Origin of the sequence: Thalassospira sp. (genome assembly GCF_030690045.1) — a bacterium.
Taxonomy (GTDB): Bacteria; Pseudomonadota; Alphaproteobacteria; order Rhodospirillales; family Thalassospiraceae; genus Thalassospira.
The window spans coordinates 112,656-137,776 of the sequence record NZ_JAUYHK010000020.1 but is presented as its reverse complement, the minus strand read 5'-3'; the positions used below and the strand labels follow the sequence as shown (position 1 = coordinate 137,776).

The 25,121-nt window shown below is 55.1% G+C and carries 21 protein-coding genes; 10 read left to right on the top strand and 11 right to left on the bottom strand.

All coding sequences use genetic code 11. From position 1 onward, the window contains the following. Positions 1 to 29 precede the first annotated feature (29 nt). The 5 genes from Q8O73_RS17185 to Q8O73_RS17165 are packed head-to-tail and all read left to right on the top strand — an operon-like array spanning position 30 to position 4,916. Positions 30 to 557 carry a TRAP transporter small permease subunit gene (locus tag Q8O73_RS17185; RefSeq protein ID WP_305559424.1) on the top strand — a complete coding sequence of 176 codons (528 nt, stop codon included), beginning with the start codon at positions 30 to 32 and terminating at the stop codon, positions 555 to 557. Continuing rightward, complete coding sequence (locus tag Q8O73_RS17180; RefSeq protein ID WP_305559423.1) at positions 547 to 1,851, top strand: TRAP transporter large permease subunit; 1,305 nt, start codon at positions 547 to 549, stop codon at positions 1,849 to 1,851. Before Q8O73_RS17185 ends, Q8O73_RS17180 begins: the two co-directional genes overlap by 11 nt. Positions 1,852 to 1,868: 17 nt before the next feature. After that, complete coding sequence (locus Q8O73_RS17175; protein ID WP_305559422.1) at positions 1,869 to 3,068, top strand: mandelate racemase/muconate lactonizing enzyme family protein; 1,200 nt, start codon at positions 1,869 to 1,871, stop codon at positions 3,066 to 3,068. Between the two features lie 31 nt (positions 3,069 to 3,099). Beyond that, a complete protein-coding gene (locus tag Q8O73_RS17170) occupies positions 3,100 to 3,867 on the top strand; it encodes an SDR family oxidoreductase (protein WP_305559421.1) in 768 nt (255 codons plus the stop codon). A gap of 11 nt (positions 3,868 to 3,878) precedes the next feature. Continuing rightward, positions 3,879 to 4,916 carry an L-idonate 5-dehydrogenase gene (locus Q8O73_RS17165; protein ID WP_305559420.1) on the top strand — a complete coding sequence of 346 codons (1,038 nt, stop codon included), beginning with the start codon at positions 3,879 to 3,881 and terminating at the stop codon, positions 4,914 to 4,916. Between the two features lie 104 nt (positions 4,917 to 5,020). Here Q8O73_RS17165 and Q8O73_RS17160 read toward each other — a convergent pair whose 3' ends face one another. From Q8O73_RS17160 to Q8O73_RS17130, 7 genes are all read right to left on the bottom strand, one after another. Further along, the gene (locus tag Q8O73_RS17160) at positions 5,021 to 5,497 is read right to left on the bottom strand and encodes an Lrp/AsnC family transcriptional regulator (RefSeq protein WP_305559463.1); all 477 of its coding nucleotides are present in this window, start codon (positions 5,495 to 5,497) and stop codon (positions 5,021 to 5,023) included. Positions 5,498 to 5,659: 162 nt separating this feature from the next. Next, the gene (locus Q8O73_RS17155) at positions 5,660 to 7,315 is read right to left on the bottom strand and encodes an ABC transporter ATP-binding protein (RefSeq protein ID WP_305559419.1); all 1,656 of its coding nucleotides are present in this window, start codon (positions 7,313 to 7,315) and stop codon (positions 5,660 to 5,662) included. 2 nt (positions 7,316 to 7,317) lie between these two features. Beyond that, on the bottom strand, positions 7,318 to 8,157 hold the full coding sequence (locus Q8O73_RS17150; protein WP_305559418.1) for an ABC transporter permease: 840 nt from the start codon (positions 8,155 to 8,157) through the stop codon (positions 7,318 to 7,320). Between the two features lie 2 nt (positions 8,158 to 8,159). After that, on the bottom strand, positions 8,160 to 9,110 hold the full coding sequence (locus Q8O73_RS17145) for an ABC transporter permease (protein WP_305559417.1): 951 nt from the start codon (positions 9,108 to 9,110) through the stop codon (positions 8,160 to 8,162). 84 nt (positions 9,111 to 9,194) lie between these two features. Then, positions 9,195 to 10,808 carry an ABC transporter substrate-binding protein gene (locus tag Q8O73_RS17140; RefSeq protein WP_305559416.1) on the bottom strand — a complete coding sequence of 538 codons (1,614 nt, stop codon included), beginning with the start codon at positions 10,806 to 10,808 and terminating at the stop codon, positions 9,195 to 9,197. Positions 10,809 to 11,141: 333 nt separating this feature from the next. Further along, entirely contained in the window at positions 11,142 to 12,515 is a 1,374-nt protein-coding gene (locus tag Q8O73_RS17135) for an aspartate aminotransferase family protein (protein ID WP_305559415.1), read from the bottom strand. An 11-nt stretch (positions 12,516 to 12,526) separates the two neighbouring features. Continuing rightward, positions 12,527 to 13,363 carry a GNAT family N-acetyltransferase gene (locus Q8O73_RS17130; RefSeq protein ID WP_305559414.1) on the bottom strand — a complete coding sequence of 279 codons (837 nt, stop codon included), beginning with the start codon at positions 13,361 to 13,363 and terminating at the stop codon, positions 12,527 to 12,529. A 394-nt stretch (positions 13,364 to 13,757) separates the two neighbouring features. Between Q8O73_RS17130 and Q8O73_RS17125 the strand changes: the two genes are divergently transcribed. After that, entirely contained in the window at positions 13,758 to 14,426 is a 669-nt protein-coding gene (locus tag Q8O73_RS17125) for a haloacid dehalogenase type II (protein ID WP_305559413.1), read from the top strand. 13 nt (positions 14,427 to 14,439) lie between these two features. Then, entirely contained in the window at positions 14,440 to 15,717 is a 1,278-nt protein-coding gene (locus Q8O73_RS17120; protein ID WP_305559412.1) for an FAD-binding oxidoreductase, read from the top strand. A 100-nt stretch (positions 15,718 to 15,817) separates the two neighbouring features. On the opposite strand, the gene Q8O73_RS17115 is transcribed toward Q8O73_RS17120, so the two are convergent. The 4 genes from Q8O73_RS17115 to argE form a co-directional block, all read right to left on the bottom strand. Next, positions 15,818 to 17,278 (bottom strand): NAD-dependent succinate-semialdehyde dehydrogenase, encoded by a 1,461-nt coding sequence (locus Q8O73_RS17115; protein WP_371135100.1) that lies wholly within the window; start codon positions 17,276 to 17,278, stop codon positions 15,818 to 15,820. 15 nt (positions 17,279 to 17,293) lie between these two features. After that, positions 17,294 to 18,757 carry an aldehyde dehydrogenase gene (locus Q8O73_RS17110; RefSeq protein WP_305559411.1) on the bottom strand — a complete coding sequence of 488 codons (1,464 nt, stop codon included), beginning with the start codon at positions 18,755 to 18,757 and terminating at the stop codon, positions 17,294 to 17,296. Between the two features lie 154 nt (positions 18,758 to 18,911). After that, positions 18,912 to 19,835 carry a glyoxylate/hydroxypyruvate reductase A gene (locus tag Q8O73_RS17105; protein WP_305559410.1) on the bottom strand — a complete coding sequence of 308 codons (924 nt, stop codon included), beginning with the start codon at positions 19,833 to 19,835 and terminating at the stop codon, positions 18,912 to 18,914. Between the two features lie 25 nt (positions 19,836 to 19,860). Continuing rightward, positions 19,861 to 20,985, bottom strand: coding sequence for an acetylornithine deacetylase (gene argE / locus Q8O73_RS17100; protein ID WP_305559409.1), 1,125 nt, complete (start codon positions 20,983 to 20,985; stop codon positions 19,861 to 19,863). A gap of 212 nt (positions 20,986 to 21,197) precedes the next feature. Between argE and Q8O73_RS17095 the strand changes: the two genes are divergently transcribed. The 3 genes from Q8O73_RS17095 (at position 21,198) to Q8O73_RS17085 (ending at position 25,104) form a co-directional block, all read left to right on the top strand. Continuing rightward, entirely contained in the window at positions 21,198 to 22,520 is a 1,323-nt protein-coding gene (locus Q8O73_RS17095; RefSeq protein WP_305559408.1) for an FAD-binding oxidoreductase, read from the top strand. Positions 22,521 to 22,563: 43 nt separating this feature from the next. Beyond that, a complete protein-coding gene (locus Q8O73_RS17090; protein WP_305559407.1) occupies positions 22,564 to 23,466 on the top strand; it encodes a GNAT family N-acetyltransferase in 903 nt (300 codons plus the stop codon). Between the two features lie 651 nt (positions 23,467 to 24,117). Beyond that, positions 24,118 to 25,104: an ABC transporter substrate-binding protein gene (locus tag Q8O73_RS17085; protein ID WP_305559406.1), complete on the top strand. Its 987-nt coding sequence runs from the start codon at positions 24,118 to 24,120 to the stop codon at positions 25,102 to 25,104. Positions 25,105 to 25,121: the final 17 nt, after the last annotated feature.

Below are 25,121 nucleotides of genomic sequence, written 5' to 3'. Positions count from 1 at the left end.
CGCCCCGGGGCCCTCATTGGAGGCATGAGATGCAAGCTACCCCCAGACGCATTCGGAGCGTCCAGTTCGTTGTTGCGCTTTTTTCCCTGTTATTGCTGGTGATCGTCGCCGTTACTTTTTACGAAGTGATCGCACGGTATATCTTCAGAACACCCACAATTTGGGCAAATGAACTGGCTTTATGGCTTTCGGCGATCCTGTTTCTGGCTGCCGGCATTTACGCCATGCAACGTGATCAACACCTTAGAATCACCGTTTTCTACGACATCGCCCCGGTCTGGTTGAAACGTGTTTTCGACCTCATCACATTGCTGTGCACCCTTGCATTCTGCCTTGGTATTGCCTGGTCCGGGGCACCCAGTTCCTGGCAGGCTTTGATGAATTGGGAACCTTTCGGCACCGCATGGAACCCGCCAATTCCAGCAACAGTAAAGCCTGCCATTATTGTCGCAACCAGCCTGATGGCGGTCTACGCAATCGTTAATTACGTCAAAAAACTTCTGGGCTATGCCCCTGAAAATCAGGCTTTGCTGACGGAGGACAATCGTGTCGATTGAACTTGTCTCCGTTCTTCTTGTGGGGGGCGTTTTCGCCCTGATGATAATCGGCGTTCCATTGGCTTTTGCCGCCGGATCGCTCGCCATGCTGATCGGCTATCTGAAATTCGGACCTGCGGTCATCGCCCTCGCGCACAAAACAGTCTATGGCCTGGCCACCGAATATTCCCTGCTTTCCGTTCCATTGTTTATTTTGATGGCAACCTTGCTGGAACGCTCCCGTCTCGCCCTTGACCTGTATGACGGGCTGTATAAGGTTTTTGGCAACCTGAAGGGCGGCGTTGCAACCCTGACCCTGGTCATTTCCGTTTTCATGGCCGCAATCAGCGGCATCATAGGGGGTGAAATCGTCCTGCTTGGCCTGATCGCCTTGCCGCAAATGATGCGGTTGAACTATGATCACAAGCTGTCGATCGGCATCATTTGCGCGGGTGGCTCTCTGGGGACGATGGTCCCGCCCTCAATCGTCTTGATCATTTATGGCCTGACGGCCGATGTATCGGTTCACAAGCTGTTTCTGGCCTCCTTTGTGCCCGGCTTTGCGCTCGCATTCGCCTATTTTGCCTATATCTATATCCGCTGCACATTAAACCCGTCCCTGACACCAAAACCGTCGGAGGCCGCCGTCCCCTTTACCAAAAATGATTTCATTCGGGGAATTCTTCCCTTTCTGGTTCTGATCGGCATCGTTTTTGGTTGTATCTATGGCGGCATCACATCAATCACAGAAGCCGCCGCCATCGCAGTTGGCACAACCCTGATCATCATCTTTCTGCGCTCGGAACTGAATGTAACGATGCTGTGGCAGGCCTTGACGAGAACATTGCAATCCTGCGGCATCATACTCTGGATCACATTTGGCGCCGCCGTTCTGATCGCCATCTACAACCTGTCGGGCGGACAGCGTTATGTCACCGGATTGATCACCGGGCTCGACATACCTCCCATCATGACAATCATGATCATGATGACAATTTTCATTGTTCTGGGCCTGTTCATGGACTGGATCGGCATCCTGTTGCTGACCATCCCGATCTTTGTGCCCATTGTCACGCAGCTTGGCTACGACCCGGTTTGGTTTGGCGTTCTGTTCTCGCTCACGATGCAGGTCGCGTTCCTGTCACCGCCATTTGGCCCTGCGGCCTTTTATCTCAAAAGTGTCGCACCCCCGGAAATCACCCTTCAAACGATTTTCGCCTCTCTCTGGCCGTTCATGCTCATTCAATTGGCATTTTTGGCTTTAATGCTGGCGTTCCCCTCAATCGCACTCTGGCTGCCCAACGCTTTCAACTAATCATTCCGGATCAAATCATGAAGATAACTTCCATCAAAACCTTCCGCCTTGCGGAATTTTCAAATGTCCTTTGGGTCCATGTCGAAACAGATCGTGGCGTTACCGGGCTCGGCGAAACCTTTTATGGTGCGGGCGCTGTCGAAGCCCATATTCATGAAACGCTTGCCGGTCGCCTGATCGGCCAGAACCCGCTTCATATCGAAGCCCTGCACAAGGAAATGGTCAATCTGCCAATGGCACAATCGTCAACCGGTGCCGAATACCGTGCGGCATCGGCCATCGACATTGCCCTGTGGGATATTTTCGGCAAGGTCTGCGACCAACCTGTCCACCAGATGCTGGGCGGTCTGTGCTGGGATAAAATCCGGATTTACAACACATGTGCCGGATACCGGTATGTGCGGACCAACAACATCAAACCGGTCTCGAACTGGAACCTTGGCGAACCCGAAGGTCCCTATGAAGACCTTGATGGCTTTATGAACCGCCCGGCCCAATTGGCCGAAAATCTTCTGGAATCGGGTATCACCGCCATGAAAATCTGGCCGTTCGATCCGATGGCGGCCGAAACGCGCGGGCAATACATCACCACCGAACAGATGAAAAAGGCGGTCCGCCCCTTCGAGGAAATCCGTAAAGCCGTCGGCGACAGAATGGAAATCATGGTCGAGTTCCATTCCCAATGGAATCTGCCGACTGCCAAAAAGATCGCCCGCGAACTCGAACAGTTCAAACCCACCTGGTACGAAGACCCGATCCGGATGAATTCACCACAGGCACTGGCTGAATTTGCCGCATCGACCGATGTCTGGACCTGCGCCAGTGAAACACTGGGATCGCGCTGGCCCTACAAAGACATGCTGGACCGCGATGCAACCCATGTCGTCATGGTTGATCTGTGCTGGACCGGCGGCCTGACCGAAGGCAAAAAAATCGCCGCCCTCGCAGAAACCTGGCATCGCCCGTTTGCCCCGCATGACTGCATCGGCCCGGTCGGCTTTGCCGCCGCCATCCATATGTCATTCAGCCAGCCCAACACCCTGATTCAGGAAAGCGTCCGCGCCTTTTATAAAGGCTGGTACAACGAACTGGTAACCGCCGTTCCAAGAATCGAAAACGGCTATGTTTATCCGATGGAAGGACCGGGTCTTGGTGTGGAACTGCTGAAATCCTTCTTTGACCGCCGCGATCTGACCGTACGCGAAAGCAAAGCCTGAAAAAACAACACGCCACAGGAGGAAACATAACATGTCTCTGGAACTTTTCTCGCTTGCCGGAAAAACGGCACTGATCACCGGATCGTCGCGCGGCCTTGGCCGCGCCTTTGCCGAAGGTCTGGCCGCTGCGGGGGCGTCGGTCATCCTCAACGGCACCAATCCCGAACGCCTTGAACAGGCGAGAAAGGAGATGTCGGACGCGGGCATGACGGTCGGCACATCCCTGTTTGATGTCACCGACGAAATCGCGATCAAGGCGGCCTTTGACGGTTTTGACAAGGCCGGTATCGAAATCGACATCCTGATCAACAATGCAGGCATCCAGTTTCGCAAACCGATGCTCGAACTCGATACGGCCGATTGGCAACGGGTGATTGATACCAACCTGACATCCGCTTTCATGATCGGACGCGAGGCGGCAAAACGCATGGTTGCGCGCGGCCACGGCAAAATCGTCAATATCGGCTCGCTCACCAGTGAACTGGCACGGGCAACTGTTGCCCCCTACACGGTCGCCAAGGGCGGCATTAAAATGCTGACCAAGGCCATGGCGGCAGAATGGGCGGAACTGGGCCTTCAGGCCAATGCCATTGGCCCCGGCTATATGCTGACCGATATGAACGCTGCCCTGACCGCCAACCCTGAATTCGACGCCTGGGTCAAGGCCCGCACCCCGGCCCGGCGCTGGGGCAAACCGGAAGAACTGATCGGCACCGCCATTTATCTTTGCTCCGATGCCTCAAACTATGTGAACGGTCAAATCATCTATGCCGATGGCGGCATGATCTCCGTCCTGTAAGGAGAAACAGTATGTATTCGGTTGTCATTCATGCGCCGCACGACCTGCGTCTGGATCATATGGATGATCCGGACACGCCCGACGACAATGCGGTGACGGTCAGGATCGACAAGGGCGGCATATGCGGCTCGGATCTGCATTATTATCATCATGGCGGATTTGGAACTGTCAAAATCCGCGAACCGATGGCCCTGGGCCACGAAGTCGCTGGCACCATTATCGCCACAGGCAAAAATGTCGAAGGCTTTGCCATAAATGACAAGGTTGCCGTCAATCCGTCCATGCCCTGCAATCAGTGCCAGTATTGTCGGGCCAATATGCGTAACCACTGTACCGACATGCGGTTCTTTGGCAGTGCCATGCGCTTCCCACATCAACAGGGCCTGTTTCGTCAACAAATCAATATTGCCACCGGTCAACTGGTAAAACTTCGCCCGGAAACCCGCATGGAACACGCGGCGTGCAGTGAACCGCTTGCCGTTTGCCTCCATGCCGTGCGTCAGGCGGGCCCGCTATCGGGCAAAAAAGTGCTCGTATCGGGATGCGGGCCAATCGGCTGTTTGACGATTATAGCCGCGGCCCATTCGGGTGCGCATTGGATCACGGCGACCGATCTGTCACAGCCACCGCTTGAAATTGCCGCACGGGCGGGTGCCGGTCACGTTATCGACATCGCCCGCAATGCCATGGAGTTTGGGCAGCTTTCGCAAAACAAGGGAACACAGGATGTCGTGTTTGAATGCTCCGGCAGCCCCCGCGCACTTGCCGGTGCATTTGATGTCATCAAACCGGGGGGCACGATTGTCACCGTTGGCTTGGGCGGAAATGGTGAACTTCCCCTAAGTCTTGCTGTGACCAAGGAAGTCAAAATGATCGGAAGCTTTCGCTTTGATCCGGAATTTGCGCAGGCTGCCGAACTGATTGACCGGGGGATCATTGATGTATCGCCACTGATCAGTTCCGTCTTGCCGTTCCGTGATGCAAAAACGGCCTTTGACCTCGCTTCCGACCGCAGCCAATCCATGAAAGTACAACTGGATTTCAATTGACCGGATGGCAAGGAAAAACGGATCACTGTGATCTGGCAAGATTGCTTTATGATACCCGGAGGATACTCAACCACCTTTGAACAAACAATAATCCCAAAGTCAGATTACATCTCGAACAAGGCAGCAAGAGGCACCTGGTTTTTGGTGATCGGTGATTTCAAAACGACAAAGCTGAAATATTTGTCGATGCCGCTGTCGATATCGGTCAAATGTTCCATGATCAGCTGATATTCTTCGATATTCGACGTAACAAACTTCATCAAATAATCATACCCGCCTGAAATCAGGTGGCATTCCACAACCGCATCAATTTTTCTGACGGCGTCCAAAAATCTGGCAAAATCGATCTGCCGGTGATTTTTAAGGGTTACCTCGGTAAAAACCGTCAGGCTTGGCCCCAGTCTGGCAATATCGATCTGGGCGCAATAGCCGGTGATATAACCAGCCTTTTGCAATTTCCGGACCCGGACAAGGCAGGGGCTGGCAGACAGATTGACCATATCGGCCAATTCGACATTGCTGACCCGGCCGTTTTTCTGCAAAGCGGCAAGAATTTTAATGTCTATACGGTCAAGCTTCATATCCATGCCGGGGATTTTCACATTCAGCTGCGTTTTCGACCATACAACGGGGGGATATCGCGAAAAATCAAATCCGGAGAATGGCAAACCGGAACGAGCCTGCCACTGATCTGGCAGGATATCGCGCACAGATAAACATCACAATCGCGATTTTGCCTGTCATCAACGCCCCATCGCCGCAAAGCCCGAAATATCAAGATTGTCGAGCCAGTCCGGGTCAAGCCGCGGCACCGACGCATTCAATAATCGGGTATATTGGTGGTTCGACTCATCCCCCAATGCCTGCGCCGGGAACTGATCGACTTTCTGCCCCTCATACATGACGACAATTTCATCGCAAATCGACCGAACCGTCGAAATATCGTGACTGATAAACAGATAGGACAGCGAAAGTTCTTTTTGCAATTCCTTGAGAAGATCAACAATCGCCGCCGCCACCACGGTATCAAGGGCCGAGGTGATTTCATCACACAGGATCAAAACCGGGTCGGCCGCAAGGGCGCGTGCAAAATTGATGCGCTGCTTTTGCCCGCCAGAAAGCTCCGAAGGCAACCGATATCGTATGGATTTGGGCAGATGCACCAGATCAAGAAGCTGATCGATGCGGTCATCGCGTTCCTTGCCGTTCATGCGATGATAAAAGGTCAGGGGGCGGCCCAAAATCTCGCCAACCGGTTTAAGCGGGTTAAGTGCCGTATCGGCATGCTGGAAAACGATTTGCAGCTTGCGCAATTCTTCCCGCTGCCGATCTGCGGCCGCGGCTGCAATTTCGCGCCCGTCAAACTGAATGCTGCCGGAAAACGGCGGCAAAATGCCCGAAATCACACGGGCCAAGGTTGATTTTCCACAACCGGATTCACCAATAATGCCAAGGTTCTGACCTGCTTTCAGCTTCAGGGTAACGGAATCAACGGCAATAATGCGCGGTTCGCCGTTTTCGTCCCGTGCCCCGTAACCGGCCCGGATATTCTCGACCTCAAGAATATACCCTTTTCGGGGGGTGTCGGCATCGGCCTTTGCCCCGGCTGCCGGTGTCGGCGTAAAAGCCGCCAACAATTCGCGCGTGTAGGGATGACGTGCCGCTGTCAGAATATCGGCTTTCCGGCCTTCTTCCTGCACCTGACCATCCTTGAGAACGACAATCCGGTCCGCAATCTGGGCCACCACCGCAAGATCATGCGATACATAAACACCCGATGCACCGCTTAACCGCATCACATCCTTGAAAGCACGCAACACTTCAATCTGGGTGGTGACGTCCAGCGCCGTGGTCGGTTCATCAAAAATCACCAGTTTCGGATCTGATATCAACGCCATGGCCGCAGCCAGACGTTGAAGTTGCCCGCCCGAAACCTGATGCGGATAGCGATCCCCGATGGTTTCGGGTGACGGCAATGACAACGCCCGAAAAAGGACTATCGCACGCTGGCGCGCCTCTTCGGGCGACATCAAACGGTGAATAGCGGTAACCTCGATCACCTGATCCATAATCCGCAATGCGGGATTAAAGGCCGCCGCCGCACTTTGCGGCACATAGGCAATTTCTGTCCCGCGCAAGGAGGCCCGCTGTTTCTCCGACAGGGCCATGATATTCTGACCGGCAATCGAAATCGTACCACCACCAAACCGGCAACCGGGCCGCAAATAGCCCATGATTGACAGGGCCAGCGTGGTTTTCCCCGATCCGCTTTCCCCGATCAGGGCAACAATTTCGCCTGCCGGGATGTCCAGATCGACATTCCGGATGATGTCGATCATGCGCCCTGAATCGGTTTGCGCCTTGATGCCAAGCCCCCGGATTTCCACAAGATTTTCCATGATCAGCTCCGGTCGCGAATTTTTTGGGGCAGATTGTCGATCAGGATATTCACGCTGATGGTCAGGCTTGCGATGGCCAAAGACGGGAAAATGACCGCCGGTGCGCCATAGGAAAGCCCACCGACATTTTCCCGGACCAGTGCCCCCCAATCAGCATGGGGCGGCTGCACACCAAGCCCAAGGAAAGACAATCCTGACAACAGCAGAACGATAAAGACAAACCGCAAACCGAAATCAGCCAGAACAGGGCGCAGGATGTTGGGGAAGATTTCCGATATAATCAGGTAAAATGTCCCCTCGCCCCTTGTGCGTGCAACCGTGATAAAATCCATCGTATTGACATTGACCGATAAGGAACGGGCAAAGCGATACGAACTGGGCGCATAGATCACCGTCAACGTCATGATCAGCGCCGGGATGGACGACCCCACACCCGACACCACCACAAGCCCGAACAATTTGCTGGGTATGGAATTAAGCGCGTCCATCAGGCGGCTGAAGATTGTATCGAACCAGCCCCCCGTAACCGCCGCCGTCATGCCAAGACAAACCCCGATGCTGCACGCCAGAAAGACCGCAACCACCGAAATTCCGACCGTATAGCGCGTTCCCATCAAAATACGCGACAGCATGTCCCGCCCCAGATAATCGGTGCCAAGCGGAAAAGCCGAAGAAACCGGACCATAAAAATCATAATCGACAATCTTGCCGACCGGATGGGGTAAAATCAGCGGCGCAAACAATGCCACCATAATCCAGAACAGGATCACAATCGCGGCACACAGGCCAAGCCGGTTAAAACGATAGCCATATCGCTGAAAAACTGATGCGATGCTTGCCATGATCAACGCAACCTCGGATTGGCGATAATGGAAATGATATCTGCCAGCGTGATCAACAACAGATAGGCGACGCAGAAAATCATCGCACAAGACTGAACCAGCGGCAGATCCCGCGTTGCAACGGCATCGACCATCAGTTTGGCAATCCCCGGATAATTGAAAATCGTTTCAACAATGATGACCCCGCCCACCAGATAGGACAGGGATAATGCCACCGCATTGACAATCGGCCCCAGGGCATTGGGCAAGGCATGACGCAATACCATGCGACAACGTGATGCCCCCTTGAGCAAGGCCATCTCGACATAGGATGTCTTGAGCGTACCAATCACCGCCGCACGGGTCATGCGGATCATCTGGGCCGATATCACAAATGTCAGCACAATGACCGGCATGGCATAAACACGCAAAACTTCGCCAAAAGACCTGACCTCGCTAACGGTCACAATCGCAGGCAGCCATTTCAGATAAACCGCAAAAACCAGAACGGCAATCGTTGCAACCAGAAATTCAGGCACCGAAATCAGCGTGATCGAAGTGACCGTCACCATCCGGTCAAACAGCGATCCCTCGAACATCGCGGCCAGAATCCCGGTTGTCAGGGCAATCGGCACGGCAAAAAGCGTTGTCGCCGCAGCCAGTTTCATCGAATTGGCAAAACGGCTGCCGATCAGGTCGGCAACCGGCATGTTGTTGGCATATGAAACACCGAGATCACCCTGTATCAGACCACCAATCCACAGGAAAAACCGAAAAATTGCCGGTTGATCCAGATTCATGGCATGGCGCAGGCCCGCCACGGCCTCGGGGGTGGCAGACTGACCCAGCAGAATTTCGGTTACATCACCTGGTAAAAATGCTGTCGCAAAAAAAACAGCAAAAGACACGATCATAAGTGTCACCAAGGCAATACCGATTTTTCCCAGAACCAGAGAAAAAGCCAGCTTGTTCATTATGCCTCCTCACGGTTGGTCGATAATGACGGAAAGAAACGAATGACCGGGCCGCAACCGCAACCCGGTCATTCAGGCCTGGGCCTAGCTGTCCATCCAGACATATTCCGCAAAGGCATATCCCATCAACGCACCAAGCGGATTGGGTTTGAGGCCGTGCAATTTCGGCGAATGAGCCGCAACATCGGAAATGTAAACCGGAATGGCTGTTCCGGCATCTTCGGAAATCATGACCTGCATTTCGCCATAGATTTCCTTGCGTTTTTCCTGATCAAGCAGACCGCGTGCCTCAATCAGCATTTTATCAAATTTTTCCGATTTGAAACCCGACTCGTTCCAGGCCGCATCCGAGGCATAAAACAGCGAAAACAGGGTATCGGGGGTCGGGCGCGGATTGATATTGCCGAAATGGATCGGGGCCTTGATCCAGTAATTCGACCAATACCCATCGGACGGCACCCGGTCGATATCGAATTTCATGCCGATTTCAGCCCCGGCCTGCTGGATCACCGTCGCCATATCGACCGACGAAGACGCCGCGTCAGAGGCAACGATCGGCACGGATTGGCCCAAAAGACCGGCTTTCTCGAAATGGTATTTCGCCTTTTCCGGATCATAGGCTTTGGGTTTGAGATCGGCATTATGATAAAAACTTGCCGACGAGATCGGCTGGTCATTGCCGATTTCGGCCATACCGCGCAGGATCGATTTCTGGATCAGTTCGCGATCCAGCAAATATTTCATGCCGGTCACGAAATCGGCCTTGCTGCCCGGATCCATATCGAGACGCATATTCAGATTGGTGTAATTCCCCGACGTCGAGGCGAAAATACCCGCCGTCCCCTGATTTTCAAGCAAACGCACCGAACGCGGGCTGATTGATCCGGCAAGCTGGACATCCCCCGACAGAACCGCGTTGACACGTGCGGTATCATCGGGAATGGCAAAAAACTCAAAGGAATCAAGATAGGGACCGGTCGATTTCCAGTAATTCGGATTACGGACCGCAATGGATTTGACACCCGGTTCAAAAACCTCGCAGACAAAGGCCCCGGTACCATTCGCCTTGGAAAAATCAGTTGTGCCATCCGCAATGATCATGAACTGATGCAGGGCAAGCAAAATCGGCAAGTCGGCATTGGCACTGACAAGTGTAATCTCGATGGTTTCACTGTCCACGGCACGGATGCCCGTCATCTGTTTGGCAATCGCATTGGCCTTTGATCCCACAGCCGGGTCAAGATGACGCTGAAGCGAATAAACAACATCGCTGGCGGTCAGGGTTTTGCCGTCGTGGAAGGTCACACCTTTTCTGAGCTTGATCGTCCAGACCTGCGCATCCGCACTTTCAACAGTTTCAGCCAGTTCCATATGCAGTTTGCCCCCCTCACCAAGATAGGTCAGGCGGTTATAGAATGCACTGCACCGGCAATAATCGGTCTGATTCGCGGCCTTGGCCGGGTCAAGCGTGTCGGCGGTCGAGGATGTGTAACCGGCAACCTTGATCGCCCCGCCCATAACCGGCGTCGCGGCAAGTGCTGCGGTTGCCCGCCCCAGAATCGTCCCGCCCGCAAGAGTGGCAACACCCCCGACAGCCAGCATTTTAAGAAGATCACGGCGCGTCGCGCCACGGCGAATTGCGTCTTCGACCATGGCATCATCGGCCTTGGTCCAATTGGAAATGTTATATCCGGTCATGTGAAACCCCGTTCTGATAAAGCTTGTTTAAAAGTCTTCCAAATTCGCAAAGACGGGCGACAAAGAACGCAGTGGCATGGAAAACGCCGCAACGTTACGTGAACCCCGATCCGTATGTTTCCTGGACAGACTTTTTTTATTGCACCGTGACAACACAGACAGGTCGCGGTGATCCGTTATCATTTTCGCAAAAATCGCCATCCGGATGTGCTGAATCACCACAGACAGACAGCAGAAAATCACGAACATCGGCCCGAAACGGCATCCCGTCCCCAATACAGTCCCCGGAACCGCTACCTTCCGGCGGGAAAAGACGCCGTTTCAGACAAATTTTCACGACATCGCAGCACGAACATCGGGATCTTCAAGCGTCAGATCCAATGTTTTCCTTGTTCTTTCGATAATTAAATCAATATCTTGACTGGTACAGCACAGTGGCGGCGCATAACCGAGAACACCATTGCCAAACGCCCGGATAATCAGCCCTGCCTGCCAGGCGCGGTCAAAAATACGTGCAGCAGGATATGCTGCGGCGGGCAAAGGCGTTTTGCGTTCCTTGTCAACCACCAGTTCAATCGCCGCCAACATGCCCCGGCCCCGGACATCCCCGACAAGCGGGTGATCAGACAGGCTTTTTAACCCTTCCATCAGTTGCAATCCTGCCTTGCGGCCATTTTCCAGCAGTTCATCCTCATAAAGCCTGAGGACCGCCAGACCAATCGCGGCACTGACCGGATGCGCGGAATAGGTGTAACCGTGACCAATCGCGTTTGTCCCGGCGGCATCGGCAAGGGTTTGATAAAAACCGTCACGCATCAATACCGCCCCCATCGGGGCATAACCCGATGTCAGCCCCTTGGCGACCGTCATCAGATCGGGCACGATATCATCATCCGCACAGGCAAAAAGCGGCCCTGTCCGGCCAAATCCGGTAATCACCTCGTCGGCCACAAACAGAATGTCAAGTTCCCGGCAGGTTTCGCACATCGCTTTCATCCAGCCCGCAGGCGGCACCAGCACCCCCCCGGACCCCTGAATGGGCTCGGCATAAAATGCGGCGACACGATTCCCGCCAAGGTCATCGACCTTTTTGCGCAGGGCGGCAACAGAGGCGGCAATAATATCGGCGGGATTATCCCCGACCGGATTGCGATAGGCGTAATGAGAGGGGATTTTGTGTTGCCAGTCATACGGCACGCCAAAACCGTCATGAAAAAGCGGCAATGCCGTCAACCCGGCCCCAACGGTGGAAGACCCGTGATACCCGCTTTCCAGCGAGATGAACTGGTCTTTTTCCGGCCTGCCGGTTTTGGTGTAATAATAGCGGATAAACCGCACGGTGCTATCTACTGCGTCCGACCCACCAAGGGTGAAATAGACGTGATCAAGGTCCCCCGGTGCCCGTTCCGCCAGTTCGGCCGCCAGACGGATTGCACTTTCGGAACCCAACCCGAAATACCCGGTTGCATAGGGCAATTCCTGAAGCTGTCGCAGGGCCGCATCAATAATTGCCTTTTGCCCATACCCCGCATTCACGCACCACAAACCGGAAAAACCGTCAATCATCCGGTGCCCGGTTATATCGGTAACGGTGGCACCCTCGCCCGATTGCAAAACCCGCACCCCGGCCTTTTCATGTACGCGATAGGCGGACACCGGGTGAACCAGATGGGCGCGGTCCAGTTCGATCAAAGAATTGCTCAACATCTTTCGTTTCCTTATCCCAATGCCTGGCTGGCCAGGGCAAAGACCTGAACATCCATGTTTTTTTCGATATCAATCGCGTCTTTGATCATGACAACACCACCACCAGCCTTGCCAAGGCCGTGTTGTTCAAGCCAGGAAACCATCCCGGACTGGATCGGTGTATCCACCCGGACAAACGCGCCCGCACGCTGATGAAACATAAAAGATGCAAGGGCGATTGCATCCGCCAGATCGGCCGCAACAATCGGCCCGACAACATCCCCCCGCCCAAAAGGGCGCAGGGCGGCATATCCGGCAATGCCCCCGTCGCGGCGTAAAACGGCGATATCCGCCCGTGCGAATAACAGATCAATCAATCTGTGGCGGTCCATACCACAGGCCGCACGGTCCATGTCCCTGATCGCATCCAGATCGGCCCGGCTGGCCCGGTCTATATTGTCCGGTTTTTCTGCGGCCTGTGCGATCCCCTGCAACTGGACAATGTCACCCGTAACGACAAAGCCCAGCTTCTGATACAGCGGCAATCCCTCGGCGGTTGCCACAAGGCGGCATTCGCGTGACCGGGTGCGATCCAGTGCCGCATTCATCAAAACCCGGCCAATCCCCTGCCCCCGCAAGGACTGATCAACGATCACCATATTGATGGTTGCGGCATCATTGCCAAATTTGGTGGCCATCGCGGTTCCGATAACCTTGCCATCCTGAAGGGCAACCACCCCGTCGCTCAGTTCCTGCATCATGGCCCAGTCTTCCTTGCGGTGCGGCCAGTTCACCTGATCTGACAACCCGAACGCCGCATCAAGGTGACAGGGTTTAAAGTCTTCAAGCTCAATCGCCTGCTTTGTCATTGCCTGTGCCCAGTCATTCGATTTCGATAACCCAGCTTAACCGCCTGCCCAAAAAATAATGTTCCGACATTGCACCTAACAGGATCATCTTCGATCTGTTCCGGGCTTGTTTGCCGCATCTTCTGCCGTGTGCAAAATCCCCTTTCAAAGGCAACCTCTTGCTGACGACAATTCCGGCCCGGCCCCAAATCCTGACGGTTTCCGCCAGAAAGACCCCCCTGATGCATAGCCGGACGGATATTGACGGCACAACTCTGTGCCGTACCGTGCCGCAAATTAAGAACATTCTGCTTTGGATCCCGGCATATCCAGTGATCAAACAGTGTTGGTTATGCCTATCATGACATCCAGATCAAACCCGTCTGGCACATGACACATCTGGGGCAACGACGACATGACACAGTTCCGTCCGAAATATATTACCTTTGACTGCTATGGTACGCTGATCCATTTCGAAATGGCCGAAGCCGCAACCCGCGTCTATGGCGCGCAACTTGACAAAGCCCGCATGGCGCAATTTGTGACAAACTTTGCGGCCTATCGGCTTGATGAAGTCATGGGCGACTGGAAACCCTATAACGAGGTTGTCCATAACGCCGTCGAGCGGACCTGCCGCCGTAATGGCGTCACTTTTAAAGAAGAAGACGCCCGCCGGATTTATGAAGAAGTCCCGACCTGGGGACCGCATCCCGACGTTCCCGCCGGGCTGGCCAAAGTCGCAAGGGAAATTCCGCTGGTGATCCTGTCAAATGCGATGGATTCCCAGATCATGTCGAATGTTGAAAAACTCGGCGCACCGTTCCACGCAGTTTATACCGCCCAACAGGCCAATGCCTATAAACCGCGTTTTCAGGCCTTTGAATATATGTTCGACATGCTGGGTTGCGGCCCGGAAGACATTCTGCATGTATCGTCTTCTTTCCGCTATGACCTGATGTCGGCCTATGATCTTGGCATCAAAAACAAAATCTGGGTCAATCGCGGCCACGAACCGGCAAACCCCTATTACCAATATACCGAAATCAGGGATATTTCCGGCTTGCCCGGCGCTTTGGGCCTGTAAGAAAGCACAGACGATGTTCAGATCATACTGGCAGGATACCGCCCCGGCTTTTGACGGGTCGGCAACGGGCGACCCGGAACAATCCCCTTACGATGTTGTGGTGATTGGCGGCGGCTTTACAGGGCTGTCCGCCGCCCGCCATCTTGCCGCACAGGGGGTAAAAACCGTTGTTCTCGAATCATCGAGGATTGGCCGCGGTGCATCCGGGCGCAATGGCGGGCATCTGAATAACGGACTGGCGCACAGCTTTACCGCGGCCGTCCGGCATCTGGGCAAAGAACGTGCCGCGATGCTGTATCATGCCTTTGACCGTTCGATTGATATGATCGAAACCATCATTTCGCAGGAAAAGATCGATTGCGATTTCCGACGGGCGGGCAAACTGAAAATGGCGGAAAAACCTGCACATTTTGATGCCCTTCGGCACAATTTCGACGCCCTGCGTCAGGACGTCGATCCCGATATCGAATTGCTGTCCGCACAGGATATGAAAAACGACATCGGGTCGGATGCGTTTCACGGCGGCCTTTTATGGAAAAAAAGCGCCATGATGCACATGGGTAAATATGCCGTCGGTCTGGCAATGGCGGCGACACGTCACGGGGCGGCCATTTTTGAACATTGCCCGGTCACACAGCGCCACACGAAAAATGGCCTGCATCACCTCACGACACCAAGGGGAACTTTCGTCGCCCGGCATGTCCTGCTGGCGACCGGGGCCTATACCACCGGGCCATTCGGATATTTTCGCCGCCGTATCATCCCGGTCGGCAGTTACATTGTCGCGACCCGGCCGCTCGACACCAACGAAGTTGCAAAATATCTGCCCGGCAACCGGACCTATGTCACATCCAAAAATATCGGCAACTATTTTCGTCTGTCGCCTGATAACCGGCTGATTTTTGGCGGACGCGCCCGTTTTTCGGCGGCGTCAAACCCGCATGAAGATGAAAAAAGCAGCCATATTCTGCGTGCCCGGATTGCCGAAATTTTTCCGGGCCTTGCCGATATCGGCATAGATTATTGCTGGGGCGGGCTGGTGGATATGACCAGGGACCGATTCCCCCGCGCCGGTTTTGCCAACAATGTCTGGTTTGCCATGGGATATTCCGGGCACGGCGCACAGATTTCCACCCTGATGGGCATGGCAATGGCCGATGCCATCATGGGTCGCCCCGATCACAACCCGGTTGCCGGTCTCAAATGGTCGGCAATCCCCGGATATTTTGGCAAACCCTGGTTTCTGCCCATTATCGGTGCCTATTACCGCTATCGCGATCTGGTTTCCTGAGACGCTCCCTCGTCACACCCCGGGGAACCAGACAGGAAAAACGGCAACACCTTATGGGTATTGCCGTTTTTTCATTTTCCGGAATTTGACGGGGAATGGATCAGCCAAGACCGCCAATGTGGAAACTTTTGCTTTCGAGATATTCCTCGATCCCGCACTGCGCCCCTTCGCGGCCCAGCCCCGATTGTTTGACCCCGCCAAATGGGGCCACTTCGGTCGAGATACTGCCGGTATTCAACCCGATCATGCCAAATTCAAGGGCTTCACCCACACGCCAGGCCCGCTTGAGGCTTTCGGTATAGAAATAGGCCGCAAGGCCAAAGGGTGTCGCATTGGCGATGCCAATGGCCTCTTCTTCGGTATCAAAACGAAACAGCGGTGCCACCGGCCCAAATGTTTCCTCGTTTGCCAGCACCATATCGGGAACCGCTCCGGTCAAAACAACCGGCGATACAAATTGCATTCCTTCCGGCGTTCCCGAATGCCGGGACACAATTTTGGCCCCTTTGTTCAGGGCATCAGCAAGATGACGCTCGATCTTGTCAACCGCCGCCCGGTTGATCATCGGGCCGATATCCGTCCCCGCCGTCATACCATCCCCAACCGTCAGGCCAGAAACCCGGTCTGCCAGCTTTTTGGCAAAGGCATCATAAATACCGCCCTGCACCAGAATACGGTTGGCGCAAACACAGGTTTGGCCGCCATTGCGGAATTTGGACGCCATCGCTCCCTCCACCGCAAGATCAAGATCGGCATCATCAAACACGATGAAAGGGGCATTCCCGCCCAATTCCAGACTCAGCCGTTTGACCGTTCCCGATGATTGCTGCATCAAAAGCGATCCGATACGGGTTGATCCGGTAAAGGAAATTTTGCGCACCGTCGGGTTTTCCGTCAATTCCGCCCCAATATCGTGCGGCATCCCGGTCACAATATTGATCACCCCGGCAGGGACCCCGGCCCGTTCCGCCAGAACGGCAAGGGCAAGGGCCGAAAACGGCGTAAATTCGGACGGCTTGATCACCACACAGCATCCGGCAGCCAGGGCCGGGGCAACCTTGCGGGTAATCATCGCATTTGGAAAATTCCAGGGGGTGATGATGCCCGAAACACCGACCGGTTCCTTCAGAACAATAATGCGCCGGTCTGCTGTCGGGGATGGGATGGTTCCGCCCCCAATCCGGCGAGCTTCCTCGGCGAACCATTTGACAAAGGACGCCCCATATCTGATTTCACCTTCGGCCTCGTGAAGGGGCTTGCCCTGTTCTTTGGTCAGGATCACCGCCAGATCGCGCAGATTTTCGATCATCAGGTCATGCCAGCATTCCAGAATGGCGGCACGTTCGGCATGGGTCTTGCGTTTCCATGTGTCAAACGCCCTGGCCGCGGCCACAACGGCCTGCGCCGTTTCATCACGCCCCATATCGGGAACGGTTCCAAGAACATCACCCGTTGCCGGATTTGTCACAGCAACGGTTTTTCCCGAAATGGCATGACACCAGACGCCATCAATTACCGCCTGCTGGCGCAATAACCCCGAATCCTTAAGTTCCGTCATCATCTTTTGTCCTTGTCGCTAAAGGCTGATCAGTACACTTTTGGTTTGGCGGTTTGCCAGATAGGCTTCCCGGCCAAGGTCCTTGCCAATCCCGGATCGTTTGTAACCGCCGGTCGGCAATATGTGATCGCGGGACCGGCCATACCGGTTGACCCAAACCGTTCCGGCCTGCAATTGCCGTGTCACGCGCACCGCACGCGACAGGTCTTTGGTAAAAACCCCTGCCGCCAGGCCGTATACAGGATGATCGGCAAGTTCCAGTGCTTCCTGTTCGTCGGCAAATTCCTGCACCGTCAAAACCGGGCCAAATATTTCCTCGATGATGGCCGGGGATTGCTGCGTCACCCCGGTCAGGATTGTCGGCGCATAGAAATAACCGGGGTGATCCATCTGATGCCCCCCCAGAAGACATTCCCCCCCGTCATCCATTGCTTGCGCAACCAGACCATCAATCCGTCTGATCTGCCGTTCAGAGATAATTGGCGAATATTGTGTGCGTTCATCCCAGGTAAAGCCGGGCTGAACTTTCAATAAATGCCCGCAAATCGCATCGACAAGTTCGGCGGCGATTTTCCCGTCAACCAGCAATCTTGATCCGGAAACACAGGCCTGCCCCGCATTGGCCGTCAGGCTTTGGGCAATTGCGGCGGCGGCTTTTTCGATATCGGCATCGGCAAAAACCAGTTGCGGGCTTTTGCCACCCAGTTCCAGGGTCATGGGTCGAATGCCATGACGTGCGATATTTGTCATGATCGCCGCACCGGCCATCGTCGAACCGGTAAAACTGATTTTCGCAATATCGGGATGGGCGGTCATGGCGGAACCTGTTGTCGGACCATCCCCCAACACCACATTGAAAATACCCGCAGGTATCCCGGCCCGCACGGCCAGCTCCGCCATATATAATGTTGAAAAAGGCGTCATTTCCGACGGTTTCAATACCACGGCATTCCCCGCTGCCAGGGCGGCCCCCACTTTCCACCCTGCCATCGAAATCGGCACATTCCAGGGGGTTATCGCACCAACCACACCATAAGGCTCACTCATGGTCATGCCCAGATGATCGCCATCGGTCGGCACAAGATCGCTGCCTTCCTTGTCGGCGAATTCGGCAAAAAACCGGATCTGTTCGGCGGTAACGGCAATGTCACCCTCAATCAGTTGGCCAATCGGACGTGTGGAGGCAACCGCTTCAAGCTGCGCCAGTTTCACCGCCTCTTTCTCCATCAGATCGGCGAACCGATGGATCAGCCGCGCACGGTCGCGCGGGCGCATGCTGCCCCACTTGTTTGCACGCCATGCCGCTTTTGCATTTTCGACAGCCATATCGACAATATTCGCATCCGCCACCGGACATGCGGCAAAGGATACCCCGTCTGATGGGCGTTTCATTTCAAGAACACCTGCCGCATCCATCAGCCGACCACCGATAAAATGGCCTGTGGGCAAGGCAAGACGATCAGGATCAAAGCTTAAGGACATGGGTACGGTTCCGATATTATTGCTTGCTGCTACAGGGTCAGATTACGCCGGGCCGAACCAAACTTTGCGCCAAGGGTGACGCCGCAACAGATGCAAAGTTCCGTTTTGGCGCTTGCAACAGCGCTTTCTTTGGCCGTCGCATGACCTGACGGGTTCAATACCCTTTATACCGATCCACAAGACCAACCGGATCCAGACCGGCACGGTGTCGGCGAATATTGACGATGACCGCCGATGCGGCCGTTTCCGGCCGGGTAACACTGGCGATATGCGGGGTCAGGATAATGGCGGGATGCGACCAAAGCGGGTCATGTTCCGGCAACGGCTCCGGGCAGGTCACATCAATCATTGCACCGGCAAGATGTCCGCGATCAAGGGCATCGACAAGTGCCGCCGCGTCAAGCTGTTCTCCCCGGCCAACATGCAACAGGCGTGCTCCGGACGGCAGTTGCGCAAACAGCTCTGCGTTCAAAAACCCTCTGGTTTGCGGCGTAAGGGGCAACAGGCAGACAAGAATGTCCGACGATGCCAGAAACGGCGCAAGCCCCTTGGCCCCGGCATGGCACTCCACCCCGTCAATGCGCAGCTGTGACCGGCTCCAGCCCGACAATTCAAACCCGAACGGTTTCAGCCGGTCCAGTACCGCTGTGCCCAAAACCCCCAGCCCCAGAACACCCACCCGGCGACGGCTGGCGGGGGGCACCGGGCGGACATGCCAGTGCCGTGCTTTTTGCTGGGCAATATATCCTGGCAAATCACGATGCAGGGCCAAAACGCCAAGGGTCGCATATTCCTGCATCATGCGAATGATCCCGTCTTCAACCATCCGCACCAGTTTGATGCTGGCCGGCAATTTTGTCAGATCGAACTGATCCACACCGGCCCCGATGGAAAACAGGATTTCAAGGTTCCGGTATTTTTCAATGTCTTCCGGTGCTTTCCATGTCACCAGATACCGGATATCTGCCGGATCGAAATCCTCGTTCGGGCCAATAAAACCGACATCGGGCAGGTCTTCTGCCATGCGTGCCGCAAAAACCTTTGCCCGGCTTTCATCAGACTTGAACAACAATGTCATGTGCTGGGTCCTGTTGTTTGTCCGGCTATTGGCAAAGATGGGGGATCAATCCCCTGATCATATCCCGGCAGGCCGCCAGTTCGCCGGTTGTGATATATTCGTTGGGCCGATGGGCCCGCGAAATATCCCCCGGCCCGCAAATCACCGCAGGCATTCCCGCTTGTTCAAAAAGCCCGGCCTCGGTCCCGAAACTGACCGCCTGCGCAGGCGATTTGCCCGCAAGCCCGGTTGTGATTTTAACAATTTCAGCCGCTTCATTGCCGCTCAATGCGGGATAGCTGCTTATGATGTCCCAATCGATCTCAAACCCTGCCTTGCGCAAAGTCTCGGCCTCGTCGCGGATCGGAGACAACAGGCTTTCCGGGTTCACCCCGGAAATCGCCCGGACTTCAATTTCAGCCGTGCAAAGTTCCGGAATGATATTGATCGCACTTCCCCCCCGGATCACCCCGGCTTGCAAGGTGGAAAAGGGCGGGGCAAACCGGCAATCCTGTGCCCCGTGTTCCAGATCCTGCGCCTGTTCCACGGCTTTGGTGATGATTTTTGCCATGGCATGAATGGCGTTTTTGCCAAGATCGGGGCGCGACGAATGCCCGGATTGGCCCCGGACCGCAATTTTCACGGCGGCCTTGCCTTTATGGGCCAGAACCGGTTGCAGTCCGGTCGGCTCCCCGATGATACATCCCGTCGGGGGGGCACACAAATCGGGCAGTCTGGCAATCATATGGGGAACGCCCCGGCAACCGGCTTCTTCATCGTAACTAAAGGCCAGATGAATGGGACGGGTCAGTTTGCAAGCGGAAAAATCCGGCACTGCCGACAGGGCACAGGCCAGAAACCCTTTCATATCGCAACTGCCGCGCCCGACAAGATTGTCGCCATCACGGCGCAGGACAAACGGATTACTTTGCCATTCCACCTCATCGGCCGGAACAACATCCATGTGCCCCGAAAGCACAATGCCCGGCATGTCGCGTGGCCCGATACTGGCAAAAATATTCTCGCGGTCCCCTTCGGGGCCGGTCAAACGGGTGACTTCTGCGCCAATTTCGTCCAGATATGCACATATCCAGTCCGCAATCGTGCGATTGGACTGCCCGACAACCGACGGAAAACCAATCAGCCGCTCCAGTATCTCTTCGGTCTGCATACGCCCTGCCTTTGCGTTACCTGTCAACATCGCCCTGATCAGGGTTCATAAAAGGATAAGGCGGTTGCGGCTTCAGATACTGCGGAATAGCAATGGCTTTCAGTGTAAAATTGCAAAATCCGCCCTGTCTTGAGCGGAATCTGCTGCGCCGTTTCGCGATACTGAAACCCAAAGCATCCAGAACAGAAACACATGCCAAAGGTCCGCAGATCATGTCTCCCTCCCTCCGCACCATCGACAGCGACGAGATTTTTCCGCAAACAGCCGACGTTGTGGTGATCGGGGGCGGCATTGTTGGTGCAAGTACGGCCTATTATCTGGCGAAAGACGGCGTGTCGGTGGCCCTGGTGGAAAAGGGTGTCGTCGGTGGCGAACAAAGCAGCCGCAACTGGGGATGGTGTCGCCAGCAAAACCGTGACGAACGCGAATTGCCAATGGCGGGCCTTTCCTTGCGTCTTTGGGAACAATTCCAGACAGAAAGCGGCCATGATGCCGGTTTTCGGCGCTGTGGATTGCTTTATGCCACCGAAGACCCGCAACAATTGGCGGGTTGGGAAAAATGGCAGGAAACCGGCCACAGATTTGGTGTCGATACCCGGATGCTGAGTGCGAAGGAAACCCGCGACAGGACGGCAGGCGCCCACCGAAACTGGATCGGGGGTGTCCATTGTGTGGACGATGGCACGGCAGAACCGGCCCTCGCCGCCCCGGCATTTGCGCTTGCCGCCCGCGACAAGGGGGCCAATATCCAGCAAAACTGTGCTGTCCGGGGGCTCGATATCAGCAATGGTACGGTACGCGGTGTCTACACTGAAAAAGGTCTGATCCGGGCACGGGCTGTTGTCTGTGCGGGTGGGGCCTGGGCATCGATGTTTTGCCGTCATCACGGCATCTCTTTTCCCCAGGCCTGCATCCGTTCCAGTGCCCTCAGAACCACACTGTCAAACGGTTTGCCTCCCGCGTTTTACAATCCGGAATGCGCTTTCACGCAACGCCATGACGGCAGCTACACCCTGGCGATCAGTGGCAAGGGGCAACTTGAAATCACCCCGCAGGGTATCCGCTATGCCAAGGCATTCCTGCCGATATTCATCAAACGTCTCAAGGCGATTGAACTGGGTATTGGCCGTTCTTTTTTCTCCGGCCCGGAAAGCCTTGCCCGCTGGAAATCCGACGGCATATCGCCCTTTGAAAAAAATCGTATTCTTGATCCGGCCCCCAACAAACGTACGATTGCCGAACTGATCCGCCGGGCCCGGTCGCTTTATCCGGAAATCGAAAATATGGATATCCTCGAAAGCTGGGGATCCTATATTGACTCAACCCCGGATGCCGTCCCGGTGATCTCGCCGGTCTGGCAGATCAACGGTTTTTACCTGTCCGCCGGTTTTAGCGGCCACGGATTTGGCATTGGCCCGGCGGCAGGATTGCTGGGCGCGGAACTGGTGACAAACAAGACCCCGTCACTTGATCCGGCACCGTTTTCACTGGACAGATTTTCGGATGGCTCGAAAATCAAAGTCGGTGCACTCTGAAAGCCGAAACCATCCGTTCTGCGTTGGACAGAAAGAATATGTCATGATGACAGAAGACAGCTTTGACATCGGCTCTTTCAATCTGGCACTGCAAGACATTCGCAGCGTCGATCCGGACAGCCTGTTGCCGCTCTCGATCGGGGTAGGCTGGCCGCACCGGCTTTCGGACTGGTTGTTTCTGCTTGAAAACGGTCGCGGCCTTGTCGCACTCGATACGATCGGGCGGGTCTGCGCATCAGCGATGTGGTTTATACAGGATGACGATTACGCCACCATCGGCATGATGATCACCCCGCCCCGCCTTCAGGCCCGGGGAACCGCACGCCACATGATGGAACATGTGATCCGCGAAATCGGGCCACGGGCAATCGGCCTTAACGCCACACGCGCGGCCTACCGTCTGTATCTCAATTTCGGTTTCACGCCAGAACGCAAGGTATACCAGCATCAGGGAATTGCCGTTCCCTCTCCCTCCATGCCACAGCCCCTGAACGCTACCGGTGAAATCCGGGACATTACCCCGGATGATATGGCCGAAATCCACCGCCTTGACAGCACGGCCTATCATGCGGACCGGCGCGCAATTCTGACACACCTGATCACCGTGTCAGACGGGGCGGTCCTGACGGACAAAAACCGCATCAGGGGATATGCCCTGTGCCGGAAATTTGGCCGGGGGCGGGTCATCGGCCCGATCATTGCCCAAAACGAGGCCGACGCAATCGCTTTGACACGCTGGTACATCCGCAAACATCCGGGCGAATTCCTGCGGGTTGATACCCGCCATCAAAACGGAACATTCCGCGATGTCCTGTCGGCCTGCGGTCTGCAATTTTATGACACTGTGACAACCATGTCCCTGAAACGCCCTGTTACGACGGACAACGACTTCATCGACGACAATGGCCCCAACATTTTCGGCCTGGCAAGCCAGACTCTGGGATGAAATATCCCAGAATATCCAAATAATTGAACTACCCCCGAAAGTTGGACAACAACCTTCGGGGCTTCGCCAGCGGACCCGCCACCTGCTCCTGCCCCCCCAACTACCGGATGACACCCGACAACATCCGGGCACGGGCAGGTCCCGCCACCAACAAGACGCACCTCTCCCGTCTTGGCCAATGGCCGGGTTACAGCGTCCACACACTGCCCCCGTAATGACATTTCCACCCGCTGGTTACCCTCTTGCGGGTTCGCCCGCTGTCCTGTCTGTTATTTTGCCGCTGCATCATCGTCGTCTCTTTCAGTTGCCGCCAAACGCAAAAACCCGCAAGGCATGGTGCCTTGCGGGTTTTGTCCGGGCGCATTTGCCCCGTTGATTTTTCTGTTATGCCACAGCAAAAAGAACAAATCAAGAACTATTTTGCTCAAAAAGTAAAAAAACTTCACCCATCCTCAATAATGTCTTAAAATCAATGAGTTGAGAACAAAGTCAGGATGCAGAAAACAAGCCTGCATTCTTTGGCACCTCATCCGGGATCATATTTTACAATGAACAAGACATCTTGTTGACGGGATGTTTTGAACTCAGCATGATCCTTCCTGCAGGGCCGACACCCAAAGGACGGCCCCATGAATCAGGGAGTTACTGGTGATGAGAATACTGAAGTCCGGTGCGCTATCGGGTCTTGTTATGGTGGGCGCACTGATCGCGGCCCTGGGCAGTGCCGCGGCTGAACCGATCCGGGTCGGCATTGCCAATTTTGGCGAACATCCGCAATTGAACGCCTCCATTGCCGGTTTCAAGGAAGGCATGGCCGCCAACGGCTTTGTCGAAGGAACCGATATTGTCTATTCCGAAAGCCACACCAATTTCGATGCGTCCCTTGTCCCGCAGATGATTGCCAAACTGCAATCCGAACAGCCCAAACTGATTTATACCATCACCACCCCGGTTTCCCAGATTGCCAAACAGGCGCTGGCCGGGTCCGGCATTCCGGTGGTTTTTTCAGCCGTGACCGATCCGGTGGCGGCAAAACTGGTGCCCTCATGGGATGCCGGTGATACCGGCATGACCGGGGCCTCGGATTTGCAGGATATGGCCGCGGTGATGGCCTTTACCAAAAAACTCCTGCCCGGTGCTACCCGCCTTGCCCTGCCCTATAATCCGGGCGAGGCCAATGATGTGGCATTGCTCGAACATATCCGCGAACTTGCCCCGGCGGCCGGGTTTGAAGTGATCGCGGTGGGCGTTGATAACGTCAATGACATCCAGCAACGTGTCGCATCGCTGGCAGGCAAGGCCGATGTCATTTATGGCCCGGCCTCCAACCTGATCCAGCCTGCCATTGCTGCCGTGTCCGCCGCGGCCCGTCAAATCGGCATTCCAATTGTCAATTCCGATTCCTCGGCGGTTGCCAATGGCACCGTTCCGGCCAGCTTTTCGGTCGATTACCAGCAGGTCGGCGTCAATGCCGGTAAAATCGCCGCCGAAATTCTCAAGGGTGCCGATCCGGCCTCCCTTGCGCCATCGGCCCCATCTTATGAAGACCATGCGCCGCTGATCTCCAAAAAGGCGATGGCGGCCTTTGGCATCGAAATTCCGGCGGAATTTGCCGATTGCGGCTGCATCGTCGAATAATACCCGGCCTCATTTGC

Bases quoted from the DNA above. Each gene is read 5' to 3' on its own strand.
- Q8O73_RS17185 (WP_305559424.1), top strand. From the start codon at position 30: ATGCAAGCTACCCCCAGACGCATTCGGAGCGTCCAGTTCGTTGTTGCG.
- Q8O73_RS17175 (WP_305559422.1), top strand. From the start codon at position 1,869: ATGAAGATAACTTCCATCAAAACCTTCCGCCTTGCGGAATTTTCAAAT.
- Q8O73_RS17170 (WP_305559421.1), top strand. From the start codon at position 3,100: ATGTCTCTGGAACTTTTCTCGCTTGCCGGAAAAACGGCACTGATCACC.
- Q8O73_RS17165 (WP_305559420.1), top strand. From the start codon at position 3,879: ATGTATTCGGTTGTCATTCATGCGCCGCACGACCTGCGTCTGGATCAT.
- Q8O73_RS17160 (WP_305559463.1), bottom strand. From the start codon at position 5,497: ATGAAGCTTGACCGTATAGACATTAAAATTCTTGCCGCTTTGCAGAAA.
- Q8O73_RS17155 (WP_305559419.1), bottom strand. From the start codon at position 7,315: ATGGAAAATCTTGTGGAAATCCGGGGGCTTGGCATCAAGGCGCAAACC.
- Q8O73_RS17150 (WP_305559418.1), bottom strand. From the start codon at position 8,157: ATGGCAAGCATCGCATCAGTTTTTCAGCGATATGGCTATCGTTTTAAC.
- Q8O73_RS17145 (WP_305559417.1), bottom strand. From the start codon at position 9,110: ATGAACAAGCTGGCTTTTTCTCTGGTTCTGGGAAAAATCGGTATTGCC.
- Q8O73_RS17140 (WP_305559416.1), bottom strand. From the start codon at position 10,808: ATGACCGGATATAACATTTCCAATTGGACCAAGGCCGATGATGCCATG.
- Q8O73_RS17135 (WP_305559415.1), bottom strand. From the start codon at position 12,515: ATGTTGAGCAATTCTTTGATCGAACTGGACCGCGCCCATCTGGTTCAC.
- Q8O73_RS17130 (WP_305559414.1), bottom strand. From the start codon at position 13,363: ATGACAAAGCAGGCGATTGAGCTTGAAGACTTTAAACCCTGTCACCTT.
- Q8O73_RS17125 (WP_305559413.1), top strand. From the start codon at position 13,758: ATGACACAGTTCCGTCCGAAATATATTACCTTTGACTGCTATGGTACG.
- Q8O73_RS17120 (WP_305559412.1), top strand. From the start codon at position 14,440: ATGTTCAGATCATACTGGCAGGATACCGCCCCGGCTTTTGACGGGTCG.
- Q8O73_RS17115 (WP_371135100.1), bottom strand. From the start codon at position 17,278: ATGATGACGGAACTTAAGGATTCGGGGTTATTGCGCCAGCAGGCGGTA.
- Q8O73_RS17110 (WP_305559411.1), bottom strand. From the start codon at position 18,757: ATGTCCTTAAGCTTTGATCCTGATCGTCTTGCCTTGCCCACAGGCCAT.
- Q8O73_RS17105 (WP_305559410.1), bottom strand. From the start codon at position 19,835: ATGACATTGTTGTTCAAGTCTGATGAAAGCCGGGCAAAGGTTTTTGCG.
- argE (WP_305559409.1), bottom strand. From the start codon at position 20,985: ATGCAGACCGAAGAGATACTGGAGCGGCTGATTGGTTTTCCGTCGGTT.
- Q8O73_RS17095 (WP_305559408.1), top strand. From the start codon at position 21,198: ATGTCTCCCTCCCTCCGCACCATCGACAGCGACGAGATTTTTCCGCAA.
- Q8O73_RS17090 (WP_305559407.1), top strand. From the start codon at position 22,564: ATGATGACAGAAGACAGCTTTGACATCGGCTCTTTCAATCTGGCACTG.
- Q8O73_RS17085 (WP_305559406.1), top strand. From the start codon at position 24,118: ATGAGAATACTGAAGTCCGGTGCGCTATCGGGTCTTGTTATGGTGGGC.